This window comes from Tsuneonella flava, from assembly GCF_002870965.1.
In the GTDB taxonomy this organism is placed as follows: domain Bacteria; phylum Pseudomonadota; class Alphaproteobacteria; order Sphingomonadales; family Sphingomonadaceae; genus Tsuneonella; species Tsuneonella flava.
Map to the genome: position 1 here is coordinate 65,158 of NZ_PHSO01000007.1, position 16,049 is coordinate 81,206.

At 61.2% G+C, this 16,049-nt stretch carries 22 protein-coding genes; 12 read left to right on the plus strand and 10 right to left on the minus strand.

Annotated elements, in window-relative coordinates; genetic code table 11:
- The first annotated feature begins 102 nt into the window (after positions 1-102).
- Genes CV013_RS12485 through CV013_RS12495 form a run of 3 tightly spaced genes read left to right on the plus strand, consistent with a single transcriptional unit; the run spans position 103 to position 3,007 of the window.
- Positions 103-1,026, plus strand: a complete 924-nt coding sequence (locus CV013_RS12485; protein WP_102156032.1) for an ABC-three component system protein — start codon at positions 103-105, stop codon at positions 1,024-1,026.
- The gene (locus CV013_RS12490) at positions 1,023-1,265 is read left to right on the plus strand and encodes an ABC-three component system middle component 6 (RefSeq protein WP_102156033.1); all 243 of its coding nucleotides are present in this window, start codon (positions 1,023-1,025) and stop codon (positions 1,263-1,265) included. Before CV013_RS12485 ends, CV013_RS12490 begins: the two co-directional genes overlap by 4 nt.
- Positions 1,265-3,007, plus strand: a complete 1,743-nt coding sequence (locus tag CV013_RS12495) for a DUF2326 domain-containing protein (RefSeq protein WP_102156034.1) — start codon at positions 1,265-1,267, stop codon at positions 3,005-3,007. The genes CV013_RS12490 and CV013_RS12495 overlap by 1 nt, the downstream gene beginning before the upstream one ends.
- Before the next feature lie 33 nt (positions 3,008-3,040).
- On the opposite strand, the gene CV013_RS12500 is transcribed toward CV013_RS12495, so the two are convergent.
- The 5 genes from CV013_RS12500 to CV013_RS12525 form a co-directional block, all read right to left on the minus strand.
- A complete protein-coding gene (locus tag CV013_RS12500) occupies positions 3,041-4,258 on the minus strand; it encodes a phospholipase D family protein (protein WP_102156035.1) in 1,218 nt (405 codons plus the stop codon).
- A 339-nt stretch (positions 4,259-4,597) separates the two neighbouring features.
- Positions 4,598-5,233 carry a hypothetical protein gene (locus tag CV013_RS15740; protein ID WP_198591875.1) on the minus strand — a complete coding sequence of 212 codons (636 nt, stop codon included), beginning with the start codon at positions 5,231-5,233 and terminating at the stop codon, positions 4,598-4,600.
- Positions 5,230-5,922 carry an HNH endonuclease signature motif containing protein gene (locus tag CV013_RS12515; protein WP_102156036.1) on the minus strand — a complete coding sequence of 231 codons (693 nt, stop codon included), beginning with the start codon at positions 5,920-5,922 and terminating at the stop codon, positions 5,230-5,232. The genes CV013_RS15740 and CV013_RS12515 overlap by 4 nt, the downstream gene beginning before the upstream one ends.
- Before the next feature lie 640 nt (positions 5,923-6,562).
- Positions 6,563-6,721, minus strand: coding sequence for a hypothetical protein (locus CV013_RS16100; RefSeq protein ID WP_198591876.1), 159 nt, complete (start codon positions 6,719-6,721; stop codon positions 6,563-6,565).
- 21 nt (positions 6,722-6,742) lie between these two features.
- Positions 6,743-8,131 (minus strand): aminotransferase-like domain-containing protein, encoded by a 1,389-nt coding sequence (locus tag CV013_RS12525; RefSeq protein ID WP_190276534.1) that lies wholly within the window; start codon positions 8,129-8,131, stop codon positions 6,743-6,745.
- A gap of 87 nt (positions 8,132-8,218) precedes the next feature.
- Here CV013_RS12525 and CV013_RS12530 point away from each other — a divergent pair, with 87 nt between their 5' ends.
- From CV013_RS12530 to catB, 5 genes are all read left to right on the plus strand, one after another.
- On the plus strand, positions 8,219-8,812 hold the full coding sequence (locus CV013_RS12530; protein ID WP_102156038.1) for a LysE family translocator: 594 nt from the start codon (positions 8,219-8,221) through the stop codon (positions 8,810-8,812).
- Between the two features lie 11 nt (positions 8,813-8,823).
- Positions 8,824-9,207 (plus strand): nuclear transport factor 2 family protein, encoded by a 384-nt coding sequence (locus CV013_RS12535; RefSeq protein ID WP_198591877.1) that lies wholly within the window; start codon positions 8,824-8,826, stop codon positions 9,205-9,207.
- Positions 9,204-9,506: a DUF1330 domain-containing protein gene (locus CV013_RS12540; protein ID WP_102156039.1), complete on the plus strand. Its 303-nt coding sequence runs from the start codon at positions 9,204-9,206 to the stop codon at positions 9,504-9,506. The genes CV013_RS12535 and CV013_RS12540 overlap by 4 nt, the downstream gene beginning before the upstream one ends.
- A gap of 9 nt (positions 9,507-9,515) precedes the next feature.
- Positions 9,516-9,827 (plus strand): cupin domain-containing protein, encoded by a 312-nt coding sequence (locus CV013_RS12545; RefSeq protein ID WP_102156040.1) that lies wholly within the window; start codon positions 9,516-9,518, stop codon positions 9,825-9,827.
- Between the two features lie 252 nt (positions 9,828-10,079).
- Positions 10,080-10,715 (plus strand): type B chloramphenicol O-acetyltransferase, encoded by a 636-nt coding sequence (catB, locus tag CV013_RS12550; protein WP_102156041.1) that lies wholly within the window; start codon positions 10,080-10,082, stop codon positions 10,713-10,715.
- 62 nt (positions 10,716-10,777) lie between these two features.
- Here the strand turns inward: catB and CV013_RS12555 are convergent, their stop codons facing one another.
- From CV013_RS12555 to CV013_RS12570, 4 genes are read right to left on the minus strand one after another with little or no spacing between them, the layout of a single operon-like run.
- Positions 10,778-11,425 carry a LysE family translocator gene (locus tag CV013_RS12555; protein ID WP_102156042.1) on the minus strand — a complete coding sequence of 216 codons (648 nt, stop codon included), beginning with the start codon at positions 11,423-11,425 and terminating at the stop codon, positions 10,778-10,780.
- On the minus strand, positions 11,422-11,973 hold the full coding sequence (locus CV013_RS12560) for an RBBP9/YdeN family alpha/beta hydrolase (RefSeq protein WP_102156043.1): 552 nt from the start codon (positions 11,971-11,973) through the stop codon (positions 11,422-11,424). Before CV013_RS12560 ends, CV013_RS12555 begins: the two co-directional genes overlap by 4 nt.
- Entirely contained in the window at positions 11,970-12,410 is a 441-nt protein-coding gene (locus CV013_RS12565; RefSeq protein WP_102156044.1) for a PaaI family thioesterase, read from the minus strand. Before CV013_RS12565 ends, CV013_RS12560 begins: the two co-directional genes overlap by 4 nt.
- Positions 12,407-13,054: a 2-hydroxychromene-2-carboxylate isomerase gene (locus CV013_RS12570; RefSeq protein WP_102156045.1), complete on the minus strand. Its 648-nt coding sequence runs from the start codon at positions 13,052-13,054 to the stop codon at positions 12,407-12,409. Before CV013_RS12570 ends, CV013_RS12565 begins: the two co-directional genes overlap by 4 nt.
- 73 nt (positions 13,055-13,127) lie before the next feature.
- Between CV013_RS12570 and CV013_RS12575 the strand changes: the two genes are divergently transcribed.
- The 4 genes from CV013_RS12575 to CV013_RS12590 all read left to right on the plus strand — a co-directional run bounded on the left by CV013_RS12575 (position 13,128) and on the right by CV013_RS12590 (position 15,423).
- Entirely contained in the window at positions 13,128-13,634 is a 507-nt protein-coding gene (locus CV013_RS12575; protein WP_102156046.1) for a cupin domain-containing protein, read from the plus strand.
- Positions 13,631-14,347 carry a 2OG-Fe dioxygenase family protein gene (locus CV013_RS12580; RefSeq protein ID WP_102156047.1) on the plus strand — a complete coding sequence of 239 codons (717 nt, stop codon included), beginning with the start codon at positions 13,631-13,633 and terminating at the stop codon, positions 14,345-14,347. The genes CV013_RS12575 and CV013_RS12580 overlap by 4 nt, the downstream gene beginning before the upstream one ends.
- Positions 14,348-14,355: 8 nt before the next feature.
- Complete coding sequence (locus CV013_RS12585; RefSeq protein ID WP_198591878.1) at positions 14,356-14,895, plus strand: AAA family ATPase; 540 nt, start codon at positions 14,356-14,358, stop codon at positions 14,893-14,895.
- An 87-nt stretch (positions 14,896-14,982) separates the two neighbouring features.
- Positions 14,983-15,423, plus strand: coding sequence for a carboxymuconolactone decarboxylase family protein (locus CV013_RS12590; RefSeq protein WP_102156049.1), 441 nt, complete (start codon positions 14,983-14,985; stop codon positions 15,421-15,423).
- Between the two features lie 123 nt (positions 15,424-15,546).
- Here the strand turns inward: CV013_RS12590 and CV013_RS15885 are convergent, their stop codons facing one another.
- Entirely contained in the window at positions 15,547-15,900 is a 354-nt protein-coding gene (locus tag CV013_RS15885; protein ID WP_102156050.1) for a hypothetical protein, read from the minus strand.
- Positions 15,901-16,049 lie beyond the last annotated feature (149 nt).

Here is a 16,049-nt window from a genome sequence, read left to right on the forward strand (position 1 = left end):
CTTGGCAGATCCGCGTTCGCGGCACCGACCGGCCTGCCTTCAGAAACATTCGACAGCCCCTCCTCCGATCGATAGATCGTTAGCAGGGAGAGCACACCGCAAATGGATGGATTTGATTGGGAATGGCAACGTCTTCGCGCCGAATCGGAACTTAAGGATCTTGAGGGTGACGCGTTCGAGACACGGTTTCAGTCAGTTGCGAAGTCGCTCTGGCAAGAAGACTTCACGCCCACCATTCCTATGGGTCGGCGCGGCGACTTGAAATGCGATGGCTTTCGAAGCTCAACGGGCACGGTCTACCAATGCTACGGTCCTCGCTACGGGCAAGCGAACGTCGACGACGCTCTAGAGAAGATCGACGAGGATTTCCGCGGGGCGAAAGCACACTGGGGCACTCGGTTTCGCGAGTGGAAGTTCGTCGTCAATCTGTATCGCGACAAACTGCCCTCGGAGCTAGTACGCAAGATCGAGCAGCTCGCTGAAGAACTCGACGTTCCGGCAGGACCGCTCACGCGATCCGACATTCTGGACTTAATTCAGGGCCTGCCGGCCGAGGAACGTGTGCGGCTATATGGCCGCGCGCCCCGAGCAACGGACATGGCGCGGATCACCTATGCGAACCTCGGGCGCGCGCTCACCCTGATCCGGCGCGCCATCGCCACCGATCCCAATGAGCCAGTGCCGCTTTCCGCTGATCTCGCGACCAAGGTGGCTTTCAACGCGCTGTCCGACGCTACGCGCCATTTCCTCTCGATCGGGCAGACAGGTGTCGCGAAAGTCGAAGAGTACCTTCGCAACCAGCCCGATCCTGAGGAGCCGGAACGCATGGCTCAGGGGTTCAAGGCGAGATACGCAGAATGCGTCGCGTTCGGGCTTGAACCCGATCACACATTCAGGGAAATGGTAATCTTCGCAGGCGGTGGTACGGGTGAAGCGGAACGAGACACAGCAGCTCTGGCGATCGTGACCCGCTTTTTCGTGACGTGTCAGATATTTGAGATTCCAGTTGTGGGTTTAGTGTCGTGATTCTTCCAACGAAGAATATCAGTCCCGATCGGGCCCTGCTAACGCTGGCGGGCAAGGTATTCGACGGCCTCAGCTCACCGCGCACGGTCTCCGGCGTCTGGGACGAGTTCCGCACCCAGCAGGAGGCGCGCCCGGTCTCCTACGCCTTCTTCATCCTCGCGATCGATCTGCTCTTCCTGATGAAGTTGGTATCGCTCGGCGACGACGGATTGATTCGTCGCCGCGTTGGAGGGCAGTGATGCTACATCGCCTCACAGCGGATCGAGATGGCTTCAAGACGTTGAACTTCCGGCCTGGCCTTAACATCATTCTCGCGACGCGAGCCGACGGCGGAGATGCAGACAGCGGCACCGCCAACGAGAGGCGCAGCCGCAACGGCGCCGGCAAATCCAGCACCATCGATCTGGTTCACTTTCTCCTTGGCGGCAGGGCCGAGGGTGCCCTAACGGCAGCGGCCGTCGCCGAATGGAATTTTTCGCTCGACGTCGATGTGGGGCCCGAGCAAATTGAGGTCACGCGTAGCGTCGCGAACGCCAAGCAGGTCTTCATCCGCTCCGCTCAGAACGGCGTAGATCGCCTCCAGAACGCCCAGTGGTGCAAACGCCTTGGTGAGGAGTGGTTCGGGCTCCGAGAGAAGCGCGGCAATGGCGACGTGTCGTACCGGCAACTCATCAGCTATTTCGCGCGCCGCAAGCGTGACGGCGGGCTCGACAGTCCAATCCGGACCTTTCGCAACCAGTCCACCGCTTCGGCTGAAACTTCGCTCGCACACTTGTTCGGCCTGGACGCCGAATTAGTGCGCCGCCTTCACCAATCAAAGGCAGCGCTCAAACAGACGAAGGACGCACAGACCGCTCTGGCTGCGCTCGACAAAGCGGCAGCCGATGGGGCCAAGCGCGCTGACCTGGAAGCGCAGCTCGAAGCTGAGATCGCCTCGGTGAAGCTCGGCCGCGATCGACTGGCCGATCGCATCGAAGCCTTTAATGTCCTTCCGGCCTTTCGCGAGCTGGAGCGCGAACTCGCAATCCTGAATCAGGATTTCCGCAATCTTTCCGATGGCGACGTGATCGATCAAGAAGCGATCGACGTGAACACACGGGCCCTGGAGGCCGAGGCGTTCACCGAAGCGCCAGACATCGCCCGCCTGTTCGAAGAGGCGAGGATCGTCTTTCCCGACCTCGTGACCGATCGATACGATGAGGTTCACCGTTTCCATGAAAAGCTGCTTGAGAATCGGCAATCCCATCTGCTGAATGAAATCGCAGCGGCGCAGCAGCGGATCGACAACCGTCAGCCGCGTCGCGAGATGATAGAAGCGCGCCGCCGCGATATCACGCGATCCCTGCGCGCCAGCGGCCCAGCCGACGAACTTCTGCGGTTGCGCGATGAACTCTCCGGACGCGAATCCGAGCTCAAGCAGCTTGAGGGGCGTCTGCAGGAAGCCCGAAAGCTCGAGGAGCGTGCCGAGGCGCTTGAGCGTGAGGTGGAGGACGCTGTTCGCGCACTACGGCAGGACCGCCGCGAGCGGTCAACAATTGTCGATACGGCAAGCCGCACCTTCTCGGAAATCTCAGAACGCCTCTACGAGAAGGCTGGCCAGTTAGCCATTTCAGCGACCGACACGGGCCTGCGGTTTCTCCCGCAGACACCCGCCGATGGCAGCGCCGGCGTCATGAGCATGGAGGTCTTCTGCTTCGACCTCACCCTCGCCGCATTGGCTAAAGGGCGCAGCGAAGGCCCAGGCTTCATCATCCATGACAGCCACCTGTTCGAACCCGTCGATGGCCGCCAGTTCGCTCGCGCCCTGCAAATCGCCGCCGACTTCTCGGAGAGCACAGGCATCCAATATGTGGCACTCATCAACTCGGACGAACTTGTCCGAGCCGAGCGTGAGAGCGGCGCCAGCTTCGCTAAATATGTTCTCGAAACGGAGCTGTCGGACACGCCCGATGGCGGCCTCTTCGGGATTCGCTTCGACTAGGGCGCCACGCCGGTCCATCTCATCGAAGACCGGTCAGGCGTCCTCATCATAGTAGAGGGTGTCGAGCATGGCGACGCGATAGTCCCACAGCTCGCCGTCACCCCCGCTGGGATGGGGTGCGTTATACCAGGGCGACGACTGGATCGGCAGGATGATCCGATCCCAATAATTCGCCAGCGAAAGCGTCGATGGGGCAAAGTTCAGTGCCTCGGCCAAATTGTCCTTATTCTTCCCGTTCGCGCAAACAAACATGTCGGGGCGCTTCATGGCAAGCAGCCGCGTCGCCGTTGGAAACTCTCCGACATGATGGGCGCCGGCGTCCGTGAATGCTTTCCGGAAGCGGCGACAATATTCCTCGAAATCCTCGCGAGTGACCGGGTCCTTGCGAGGAATGCAGTCTACCGCGTCGCTGAGCTGGCGATCTCGCCGTGAGATCAGGCCTGCAAAATCGCCATTGCCACCCATCGAGCCGAACCATCCCCAATCATGGATGTCGAGACCCACAGCGATCCTCTCGGATTTTCCGAGGGTGCCGGCGATGCCCTTCCATTCTGGCGCCGTGAGGTCGGAGAATCGCTCCACGCTCGCAAAGAGGCGCTGAATTTCCCGAAGCAGCGTCATCCGGCGTTTAAAGTTATGATGCGGATCGAGTTTCACCGTTGCCGCGAATTCCTCCCAGCTCATAATCGCCAGCGGCGAGGTCAGGCCCCTCCCGCCATTTTTGTCGTCAGGAAGGATCGGGTCACGCTGGCCACGCTGCTTTCGTGCCGCGTCGTATTGCCGCCGGTAACTGTCCGCCAGCGTCTGAGTCACTCGCTGCTTAAGCACGTCATAGCCGGACAGATCGCGTTGAATCTGCTTGAAAATGTCAGCGTCGGCCGGTCCCTCGATGCTTACGCACGCCTCATAGTTTTTATCGAGCCCGCCCTTCGTGAAATTGGCGCTTCCAACAATCGCCTGCGCGATGCCGCCGGCCCGAAACAGATAGAGCTTGAGGTGAAAGATGCCGGTGTCCGCCTTTGCGATGAAGGCATTCTTGGTGCCGATTAAGCGTGCCACCAGATCGGGCGACGTCGCAAAGCCGTTGAGGCCAAATGTGACCGAACGGAATTTTCCGCTGTTCTCCATCAGGAGATCGGCGAGCTTCCCATTGTAGCCCCAAGCCACCGCGATCTGAATATCGTCATAGTCTTTGATCAGGCGCTTCAGCACAGATCGCGTTTTGCCCGCATCGAGCAGCCCTATCTTCATCGTTTCCCTCAGCTCTATACAGCTTCCTGATTCGACGACTGTCCATCCAACCGTCTGCCAGTGCAAGTTGAGAGAGCGGCACGCACTTTTCCCTCGCTACAAACTGCGTGTGGAGCGCTTCAGACGGCAACATACACAGGACGTGTAATGGCAACGCTTCCCCAGCTGAACGGAGCTCACTTTTGACTGCAGACAAAAGCGAGCCGCCAGGGCCGACAATCAGAAGGTCGATATCCACCCCGACCCCCGCCACGGATGAACCGAACATATAGGCCTCGAAATGCTCCAACGAGGGGCAGGACCCCAGGAGGTGAATCGCAACCTCGTTAGCCGACATCATTACCGCGCCAGACGCTCTCTCAATGCGTTCCATAGCATTACCTCGCACCCCAACTCTCTTCCGGCTTCGTTGGCTTCGGACTGCGGCGTGCCATTCGGGTTGGTGTTCCAAATGATATCGACCGGACCAAAACGATCCCACAACGTCCGAACCTCATCAGCTGTCGGCTCGTAAGCGGCTATCATCCCAATACGCAGCACCTCTCCGTTCCGGAGCGTAACCCGGTGAACTCGGTCGAACTCCCGATCGACGGTTAAGACAGGGCCATATTGCCGAAGAAGCCGATCCGAGAATTTGTAGACCTTGTGTTGTGCGGTGTTGGCGTTGCCGTCAAGCACCGCCGAACCCAATGTGCCGAAACTGCCCCAGCCCACCCGGTTCTGTTCGAGATACCGTATCGCCTCGCCCTCCCACACACACTCCGCGCGGTAACCGCACAAGAAATCGAGTCCCTCGACACTGTCCCGGTAGCCGACAGCCGTTGCCTGATCGACCGTTGCGGTGGCCGTAATGGCCGCGACGACGTCGGGTCGATCCTCGGTTACGATCCGGATGACGTCACCGCCAAGATGCTCCGCTCTCGACCGACCTTCTTTCGCAAAATTGGCGAGCGCATATGTGACCTGCCAGTTCACGCGAACATCCTTTCCATCGCTCCCGGAAAACGGATGACGCGACCCGAGACGCCACATATATGCCGCTCAGACAAGCCGCGAACATGCTCCTGATACTCAGCGAACGTGCGGAGCTCTTCCTCCGTGGCTAGGCCGAGATTGGCCTCAATTATCGCCAAGGTGCGATAGTGGTTAGGCAGGATCACGCTTCTCATCCGCTCGTCCCAAGCCACAGCGGTGGTCGATTCCGGGTCATACTCAAAGTCCGAACCTTCCTCCGGCGCAAACTTCTCCCAGATGGCCCGGTTCTCGGCCATAATGCCGGCAACCGCAGCTCGCGCCTGCTCGCGATCGTCATAAGCCCGAATGCCTTGTTTGCGCGCCAGCCGCCCGAGATGATTGGCCTTCCAATCCAGCAGGATATTGCGCGGATAAGCCTCGGGGTCCTTGTCGATCTTTGTATGGCAAGTTGGACACAACAGAATCAGGTTCTCGGAGGCGTCGGGATCGAAATCGTCGGTCGGCCGGTCTTCATGGCGTGGGCCTGCTTCACCATGCGGGATGACATGCGCCATTTCGGCGATGTGCTTGTCGCCACCCATCTCCGCTGGGAACAGGGCTTCCAGGCAGTCGGGCTTCTGGCAGAAGCCCGCCGCGTCCGAGAACAGGCGCAGTCGCGTTGCCACCGGTATCGCCTTTCTTTCCGCCATTCAAAACCCCGCTCTTGTGCCCGACACGCATATAAGAATGTCTTCTTCCAGCGTCAGCATACGAAACTATTTTCGCGGCCAACAGCCGGCATCAGCTTTTCCGGCTTTAACCGACCCGTAGCTGTAAGATAGACTACGTCTGCTTTGCTCTATCAGCGCCCCAATAGCTGCCTTTCCGGACTGTCCGCAGTTCCGGACATTGAACAGCGGCAGGCTCATCGAATATTGTCAAAAACATGTGACCACTTTTGTGTTGTGGCCCATTGTGCAAACATAGAATTTGCTGGGAATTCTTGTTAAGAATTGATGCGAACGAATGCAGTCAAGCGATTGATTTATAATATTTTCTTTGGACTCTTAATCAGCGGGTCCTAGGTTCGAGCCCTAGTGCGTCCACCATTTTTCTTCCTTTATAATCAAGAGTTTACGTCGAGGCCGGCGACAAGCTTGAGCCGCGGACGGCTCTCACTGTGACCATTTTGTGACCTGAGCTTTTCAGCTTTTCCGGGCAGTTAGACTTTTTCGGGTCTGTGCCCGGTAAAATCAGCTGGACGGCCTAGGGCTGGAGATGCTTCACCGACATGTGCGCATAACGCCGCACCATCGACTCCGATTTCCATCCCCCCAGCTCCTGAAGCACCTAGGTGGGCACGTCATTCTGCCGGAGCCAGGTCGCCCAGGTGTGCCGCAGATCGTGCCAGCGAAAATCCTCGATCCCACAGGTCTTCAAGAACAGGATCACGATGCGGAGCGTGGCGTAAGACCAGATATCCGTACGACTCGCGGGGGATCGCTTCATGTGCATGGCTGGTCCCGCATATCAGACCAGGCCGCGTGCGGCGCTGCCCCCGGCAGTCATCAGCATGGCAGCGATATCGCGAAGCGCCTGTTCAAGAGCATCGCGCGAGCGCAGGCCGCCAAGGCACAGGCGAACCCCAGAGGGTGCCACGGCATCGACAATCGGCCCGTCGGGCGGCGTCAGCGCGATGGAGGCACGCAAGGCTCGGGCACTCAGCCGTTCGGCGTCGAGCATGGGCATTGGCATCCAGACGTGGAGACTGCGCCCTGCCCCCGGTACTGCCATCGCCTTGTCGAGAATCGATGCGGCCAGCTGCGTCTTCGCCTCAGTTTCAGCGATCACATCGTCGGCGATCCTGTCGGCCGTTCCGTCCTGTTCCCACTGGCTGAAGACCAGACCACCCAGCGATGGCGGGCTGTAGCCAAAGGCACGGATGCCCAACAGCAGTCGATCGCGGATAGCTTCATTATCAGGCGGCAAAAGGAAACCGAGCCGCAAGCCGGGCGCGACTGCCTTGGAAATGCCAGCGACCATCAGCGTTCTTTCCGGCGCGAGATCGGCAAAGCAGTCCGGCGCGCCGACATCGGCGAACACGCGATAGGCATCGTCTTCGACGATCATCAGATCATGGGCACGGGCGACCTCGATAATGTCAGCGCGGCGCGCGGCATCGAGCGTTATCGTCGTCGGGTTCTGCAGGGTCGGGATTACAACCAGGACCTTGGCGCCAGTCTCGCGGGCACAGCGGGCGAGCGCTTCGGGATCGATGCCGCGCTCATCCATGGCAACGCCTTGCAGGTGGTAGCCAGCATGATCGGCCAACGTACGGATGCCGGGATAGGTCGCGGCTTCGCACAGAATGGTATCACCCGGCCGCGCCAGCGCCGCGAAAGCGAGTGCAAGGCCATGCTGCCCGCCGTTGCACTGGATGACCCGATCCGCCGTCGCGCGCATCACGCCATGACGGCGCTTCAGCCACGATGCCCCGGCCTCGCGGATCGTGGGCATACCCTCAGGCGGTCCGTAGTTCACCGCCGTAGCGATATCGGCACGCTGGCGCACGCGCGACAACCCCTCCCCGATCCAGCGTTCGGAAGGATCGAGCGGCGGCACATTATTCGCCATGTCGAGTGGGCCGGTGTCATCGGCTGAGGAATGCGGCCTTGCGCGATCAGCGATGAACGAACCACGGCCCACGTGGCTGGAAAGGAAGCCCCGCCGCTCCGCCTCCACATAGGCGCGGCTGACCGTACCCACACTCAAGGATAGGCGGTGCGCCAGATCGCGCTGCGGGGGCAAGCGATCACCGGGCGCAAGGCGGCCACCGCGCACATCGCTCTCCAGCGCGGTCACGAGACGCTCGTACACCGGGGCATTGCCCTTCGAGATATCCGGCTGCCAGTCCTTCATCACTTTCCTTGCATTATATTGAACCGGTTCAATATCACATTTGACTCATAGTTCAATGATGATCATCCAGCGGAGCAGGAGAACATCATGGACATCAGTCTGCTTGCCCCGCTCGCGCTGTACAGCTTCGTCTGCACGGCGACGCCCGGCCCCAACAACATCATGCTTGCCTCTTCCGGGCTGGTTTTCGGATTCCGGCGGACGATCCCGCACATCTTCGGGATCAGTTTCGGTTGTGCATTGATGCTCGTGCTTAGCGGGTTGGGACTGGGTGCGCTGTTCGAGGCATGGCCGGCGCTGCGCTGGGCCGTGCGGATCTTCGGTGCCGTCTATCTTGCTTGGCTCGCGGTAAAACTGTGGCAATCGGAAGGCGTTGAACGCCGCAAAGGCGCCCATCCGCTGACCTTCTTTCAGGCCGCCGCCTTCCAGTTCGTCAATCCGAAGGCCTGGGCGATCACAATGCCTGCTATCGCCAGCTTTACCGTGGCTGGCAGGCCGCTCGCCCTGCAGCTTGGCGTGATCGTCGCAGCCTTTGTCCTGATTGGCCTGCCTTCTATCGCAACCTGGGCGGCAATGGGTGCAGGGGCGCGCGAATTGCTGGAAAGCCGCAAGGCCATGATAATCTTCGTGCGCGTGATGGCGGTTCTGACCGCACTCACCGCCCTGCTGTTTCTGATCTGAAGGAGGGTGCAATGAACCGGGAAGGCATGGAGAGATTTGCAGCGAACTGGATCGCGAACTGGAACGCGCGCGATCTCGACGCCATTCTGGCGCATTTTGCCGAGGACGCGCGCTTCATCAGCCCCCTTGCCGCCGAGGTGACGGGTTCGCCGGTTATCGAGGGCAAGGCGGCCCTGCGCGCCTATTGGTCGAAGGCGCTGGAGGCCTCGTCCGATCTGCATTTCACCCTGATTGCAGCCATCTGCGATATCGAGCGCCAGATACTGGGCGTCCATTATGTCGCCCGGCGCAACGGCAAGGCGCGTCGGGCGCTGGAAACGATGCGCTTCGTGGACGACCGTCAGGTCGAAGGCGAGAGCTTCTACAGCGCGCAGGATATAGCAGTTCGCAGATGACGGTATACGCCATTGGCCAGATTTCGATCCACGACCGGGCGCGTTACGACCGGTATGCTGCCGCTTTCTCGACGACGCTGACGCCTTATGGCGGATCGCTGCTCGCCGCAGACGAAGCGCCCGTGGCGATTGAAGGCGCTTTGAACTGCGAGAAGGTGATCCTGCTCCGGTTTCCCGACGAAGCGGCCTTCCGAGCGTGGGAAAGATCCCCTGCATATTGCGAAATTGCGGTCGATCGGCACGCAGCGACCTCCGGCAGCGTGATGCTGGTACGGGGCGTCGGCTCTGCGTCGGCATGAGGGCAAGGCATGCAGGTTATCCGCGCCCGCGACTTCACCGGCAGATCAGCATGGGACGCGCTGTCGGTCGAACGGATCGACGACGCGACGGTGCGGCTGCACTGGACCGACCAGCCCTACCGCTGGCACATCAACGATGGCCCGGAAGTCTTCGCTGTCCTCGACGGGCGTGTCGACATGCATGTCCGGACCGCTGGCGGCGAACAGGTTCTGCATCTTGAAACAGGGGACATCTTTCACGCCGAGTCGGGCGATGAGCATGTCGCCAACCCCCTTGGCGAAGCGCGCATCCTGGTGGTCGAGCGAGCCAGAAGCGAGTGATCCGGGCCAACGCACATTTCCCGATCGGCATACCGCTACACACATGGAACGCGGACTTGCCTTTTCAGCACGGGTCAACGCATAATGGCAGCATGAAGTCCGCAGACTGTACCATCTGAATCCTCTCCCGCGCGATTTGCGCGAGGAGTCTACGCAGCGGGCAGGTCATCGGCCTGGCGCTATCTGTTTCGTGCGCCAGCGTGCATGCGAAACGCAATCGCCGGAATGGCGGAAATTCAGTGGTACTTTCTCATGAGCAATTTCTTCGATAACCCGTTCAAGGGTATTACCCTCGATCGTCAGGTCACCAATCCTAACATCGTCGTCGGGCGATACAGCTACTACTCGGGCTATTATCACGGTCACAGCTTCGACGATTGTGCCCGCTTTCTAGTGACTGATGAGGGAGCGGACAGGCTTGTCATCGGCAGCTTCTGCTCGATCGGATCGGGTGCCGCCTTTATCATGGCAGGCAATCAGGGGCATCGGAACGACTGGATCAGCACCTTCCCGTTCTACTGGATGCCCGAGGTTCCGGCCTTCGCAGAAGCGGCGAACGGTTATCTGCCCGCAGGCGACACCGTGATTGGCAACGACGTGTGGATCGGATCGGAAGCCATCATCATGCCCGGCGTGACGATCGGCGACGGCGCGGTGATCGGCACCCGTGCGCTGGTGACTAAGGACGTTGCCCCCTACACCATCGTCGGCGGCAATCCGGCGACGGTGATCCGAACACGGTTCGACGAAGCCGATATTGCCCGGCTGCTGGAGCTGCAATGGTGGCGCTGGAGCGACCAACAACTCCGCGAGGCAATGCCGCTGCTCACAAACTCTTCGGTCAGCGAGCTGCACAATCATTGGATCAACGTCGTTCAAGCCAAGTGACAACTGGAGAGCTGCCCGTCCACACACGCACCGTGGGACGGGCAGCCACTGTGCTTGCACAGCTATCGCTGCGCCGGATGGAAGGCGATGCGCAGGCCCAGCGCGATGAGCACACCGCCGGTCAGGCCATCGAGCCAGCGCGCTACGGCCCCTTGCGCGAACCAGTGACGCAGCGGACGGCTGCCAAGGATCAGGAGCGCAAACCAGGTCATGCCGAGCGTGGCATGAAGCGCCGCCAGCAAAAGGCTGAGGCCCATTACCGACGCTCCCGCCGGGATGAACTGCGGCAGGAAGCTCATATAGAAGACACCCATCTTGGGATTGAGCAGATTGGTGAGCAGGCCCTTCATGAACCAGTTGCCCGAGCGCGATGGAGCGGGTGGCAATACCGGACTTGCTGCATCGGAGGGAGCACCCGATTTGAGTGCCGCACGAACCATGCCCAGCCCCAGCCATAGCAAATAGGCGGCGCCTGCATATTGCAGGATCGTGTAGAGCGTGCCTGACAGCGCGAGCAGCGCGCCAAGCCCCAGCGCCACAATCAGCCCCCAGGCAAGAACGCCCGCAACCACGCCTGCCGCCGCCGCGAGAGCCTGACGCGGTCCCTCGACGGCGAGTGTGCGCAGGACCAGTGCCATGTCGAGGCCGGGCGTGACGACAAGAAGCCCGGCAGCCAGCGTGAACCCGGCAAGCGCAGTCCAGATGGTCATGCTCCATTCCCTTCGATTTCAGCGAGAAATGAAGTGAGGATATCCCGGCCCTCCGGCCAATCGCCCAGATTGCTGCCCGCGTTGATATGGCCGAGCGGAGCCAGCGCGATCAGCCGCGACCCCCATTGCCGGGCGCGTCGTTTGCTGTAATCGACCGTCCCATAAGGATCGTCCGCGCTGGCGACGATCAGGCTGGGAAACCGCAGCGGCTGCTCCGGCACTTGCGCGAAAGACCGCGCTTCATCCGGAAACACCTGTCCAGCGGGGTCGGGCACGGCGACCAGCACCGCGCCGGCTACCGGAGTTCCGCGCGCGGCCGCCCAATGCGCCACCAGCAGGCAGGCCAAGCTATGCGCGACCAGAATGGGCGGGCGGTCCAGGGCCTCCACCGCCCGATCCAGCGCCTCGCACCAGTCGGCAAGTTCCGGCCGGTCCCAATCGGACGGTGCGAAGCGGGTCATGTCGGGATCGGTCCGCTCCCAATGGCTTTGCCAATGGTCCGGTCCCGAACCGCCTATGCCGGGAAGCAACAGGACCGGGAGTGTCATGCGCTGCCCACTTCCATGCGCATGAGTGTCTGCTGGCCGGAAGCACATAGCACCTCCTCTCCCTCGCGTATCGCATGGACCTTGAGATCGCAGACCGTCAGCGCGCGGCCGGCGCGCAGCACTTCACCCGTGGCGCGCAGGCGTTCTCCGGCCGCCGGGCGGATCAGGTTGAGCTTGTATTCGACCGTCAGGACATCGTCGCCATCCCCGAAGACCGAATAGGCCGCATAACCGCCCGCGACATCGGCAATCGCACCAACCACGCCGCCGTGAAGGAAGCCGTTCTGCTGGCAAAGATCAGCCCGGAACGGCAGATCGAGAACCACCTTGCCATGGCTGGCGTGGATCACCTCGGCCCCGATCAGCCCCATGAAGCTCTGACGCGAGAAGCTCTCGCGAACGCGTTCGAACAGAAGCGGGTCATTGGCCCCGCTCATGATTCTGTCCTCCGGGGCACGCCATATTCGAGAGTGCCGAGGCGTTGCATCTCAGCCGTCTGGAACAATTTGGGATCGGCCAGATAATCGCGCACCATCTCCAGCGTATCGAAGCCCCAGAATAGTTCCTCCCCGATCGCGAGCGTGGGCACGCCAAACACGCCGCGCGCGATCGCCGCCTCGGTGTTGGCGCGGAGTCCGTCCTTTACATCCGCGCTTGCGATCCTGTCCTGCACATCGGAAAGACCAAGTTCGCCGCCAAGCCTCTCCAGTTCGGCGCCATCGGTCAAATCCCGGCCTTTCCCAAAAACCGCCTCGAATAGGGCATCGACAGCATCCGCGCGGGCATCGAGCGCAATCAGCAGCCGCAGGGCCTCGACCGAACGAAACGGATGCGTATCGGGAAAGCGCAGCGCAATGCCGTTCCTGTCAGCCAGCCATTGGCACATGCGATAAGTCTGCGCCCGCTTCGGCGGCACTTCCGCCGGGCCGATCAGACCCCAATGATTGAGCAGCGCGCCCAGAAGCACCGGGAGCGGACGTATTTCCAGCCCGAAATCGTCTTCACGCAGGCGCTTCCACATCAGGAAGGCGAAGGGCGAGACGGGATCGAAATAGAAATCGGCCGGGGTCTTCGTGCTCATCTGGTTGCTCCTTGGGCCTCATCATTGTATCAAATCATGAGTCGATCAAATCAAACATTGTATTGGTTCAATCATGGCCGTTACCACACCCCCCGTTCTTCATCTCAATGCCCTGAAGCTGCAGGCACAGGCGCACGGCGATATCTATCAAGCGCGTACGGCTTCCTTCGCGTCGTCGCTGGGTGCGCGCATGCTGGGCGGGAAGCTGGTCGTGTTGCCGCCGGGCAAGCGGGCGTGGCCCTTCCACGGCCATCACGCAAATGAGGAACTGTTCGTGATCCTCTCCGGCAGTGGCCGCCTACGCTATGCCGATGGCGACCATGCGTTGCGGGCGGGCGATGTCGCACTGTGCCCGGCCATTGGGGCGGCAAGTGCGCACCAGATCATCAACACCGGCGATACGGACCTGCGCTATCTCGCCATCAGCACGATGAACGAGCCCGACGTGATCGACTATCCCGATAGCGGCAAGTTCGCGGTCATGGCAGGCGCCGCGCCCGGCGGCGACAAGGCGAGCCGGTCGGTGGACCATGTCGGGCGCTATGCCGATGCGGTCGGCTACTGGGACGGCGAGACATGACCGGGCAGCTTGCCACCACCTCCGGCGAGTGCATCGCCACGCCACCCGCCCTGCTCCTGCCGCCGGGCAAGCTGGTTGATCCCGGCAACCCCGAATGGGGAGCATTTGCACGGAGTTGGGATGATCTGCCGCGCGACACATGGATGGCCGACAGTGGCACCTATCGCCGCAGACGCTATGCCGCCTTTGAGGTGGCAGGCGGGAAATGCACACGCCTGCCGCATCGCGCGCATTACCAAGAGCGCGATCACAATCCATTGAATGGCGGCATCGAACGCTGGTTCGCGCCGATGTGCGAAGCTCAAACCAGAACGCTGCTGTTTCAGGCGCTAGTAATGGGTACTGCCTCCCTTATCGCGGATGCCAGCGCGGTGAGTTCCGAATCGTGGATGGTGGAAGCACATCAGTTTCGCATCGAAGCGCTGCCGGGACAGCCCGGCCTCCCCACGCCGGAGGGAATGCATCATGACGGGCGCGACTGGGTGCTGATCCTGCTTGTCGGCGGCAGCGAATACGCGGGAGGTGAAAGCCGCGTCGAAGAGGATTCCGGCGCGTGTATCCTCGAACATCGGCTAACCCGTCCCGGCGAAGCCTTGCTCCTGAATGACCGGGATGTCCGTCACGGTACGACACCCATCGAGTCCGCGAAGCTGGGCGCCCCGGCATGGCGGGACACGCTGGTCCTCACCTTCGCGCAAGCGCGGGAAAGTTGAGGGACGGGATGGATCGCTTCTTCGTAGTAACTGGCGGACCGGGATCAGGCAAAAGCACGCTCCTCGCGGCTTTGGCCGAACAAGGCTTGCCCCACATGCCGGAAGCAGGACGAGCGGTGATCCGCGACGAGGTGGCCGCAGGCGGAACCGCTCTACCATGGAGTGATCGGGACGCCTTTGCCGCACGCATGCTGGCGCATGACCTGCGCTCCTATGAGGACGCACAGACGAAAGACGGCGTCCTGTTCTTCGACCGAGGCATTCCCGACATCATCGGCTACCGCACATTATGCGGGCTTGGCATTCCCAGCAACCTCTCACGCGCGGCAGAAAGCAACCGGTACAACCACCATGTGTTCATCGCGCCGCCCTGGGCAGAGATTTACGCCCAGGATACCGAGCGCAAGCAGGACTGGGACGAGGCGGTGGCAACCCATGACGTGATGGCGCGTGTCTATCAGGACCTGGGCTACCATCTCGTACCGCTCCCACTAGACACGCCGGAAAGGCGGTCGGCGTTCGTACGCAGATGGATCGCCGAGCACTGATCTCATGGGGCACGGCCTCCCGCGATCAACCGCCGCAGCGGCGATTTCCGATGCAGTACCAGTCAATACCCTTGTCCGGAGAATCTGATGCCTTCCAGAATGAATATCGCTACCCTTGTCCCCGAGTTGTATCATGCCGTTCGTGCGCTGGATTCGGCGGTCTCGCAATCCGGTCTGGACGCTCGCCTCTTGCATCTAGTCAGGTTGCGAGCGTCACAGATCAACGGATGTGCCTTTTGTGTCGATCTCCACGTCAAGGAGGCGCTGGCCGATGGGGTCGACCCCCAGACGCTGCATCTGGTGGCTGTGTGGCGCGAATCACCGTTTTTCGACGCGCGCGACAGGGCAGTGCTCGCATGGACCGAAAGCGTTACGCTTGTCGCTGAAACGGGCATTCCCGATGCTACCTATGAGCAGGTGCGGTCCGAATTCACCGAGAGCGAGATCGCGAAGCTGACGATCGCCATTGGAACAATCAATTTCTTCAATCGCATCGCAGTCAGCTCGCGAATTGTTCATCCGACCTAGCTGCGGCGTGGGCGCGCTCCAGAAGCTCGACCGCGCGGTCGATCTCCAACTCGCCCAGTCCGGCATAACCGAGGCGGAAGGCCGCAGGTCCAAGTCCATCGATGCTATGCTGTGCTGCAGGCGTCAGAAATAACCCCAGTTCGCTTGCCGCTTTGCTCCAGCGCTCGGGGTCGGTGCCGTCGACGATCCGCGCCCATAACGCCAGCGCGGAATGTCGAAGGCCAGTGCGTGTGGCAGAGCACTGCGCAGCCTGGCGGCCAGATAATCCCTGCGTGCATGATAGATGCGCCGCGCCTTGCGAGCATGACGCGCGAGTTCGCCATCTTCGATCATCAACGCCACGGCTTCCTCCAGCGGACCGTCACCCTGCCGGTCGATTCCCTCACGCACCGTCGCCATGCGCGCCACCAGATCCGGCGGAGCGACGACATAGTCCAGCCAAATTCCCGGAGCGAGCAGCTTGGACACCGATCCCATGTAGACAGTTCGCCTGCGGCCCGCGCCGCGATCGGTAGGACGGGCGCTCCTTCAAACCGGTAGTCATGGTCATAATCGTCTTCGAGGATCGTCAACCATGCGGTGCGAGCGAGGCCTATCAGGCGGAGGGGCCGTGAGGCGCCCATGGT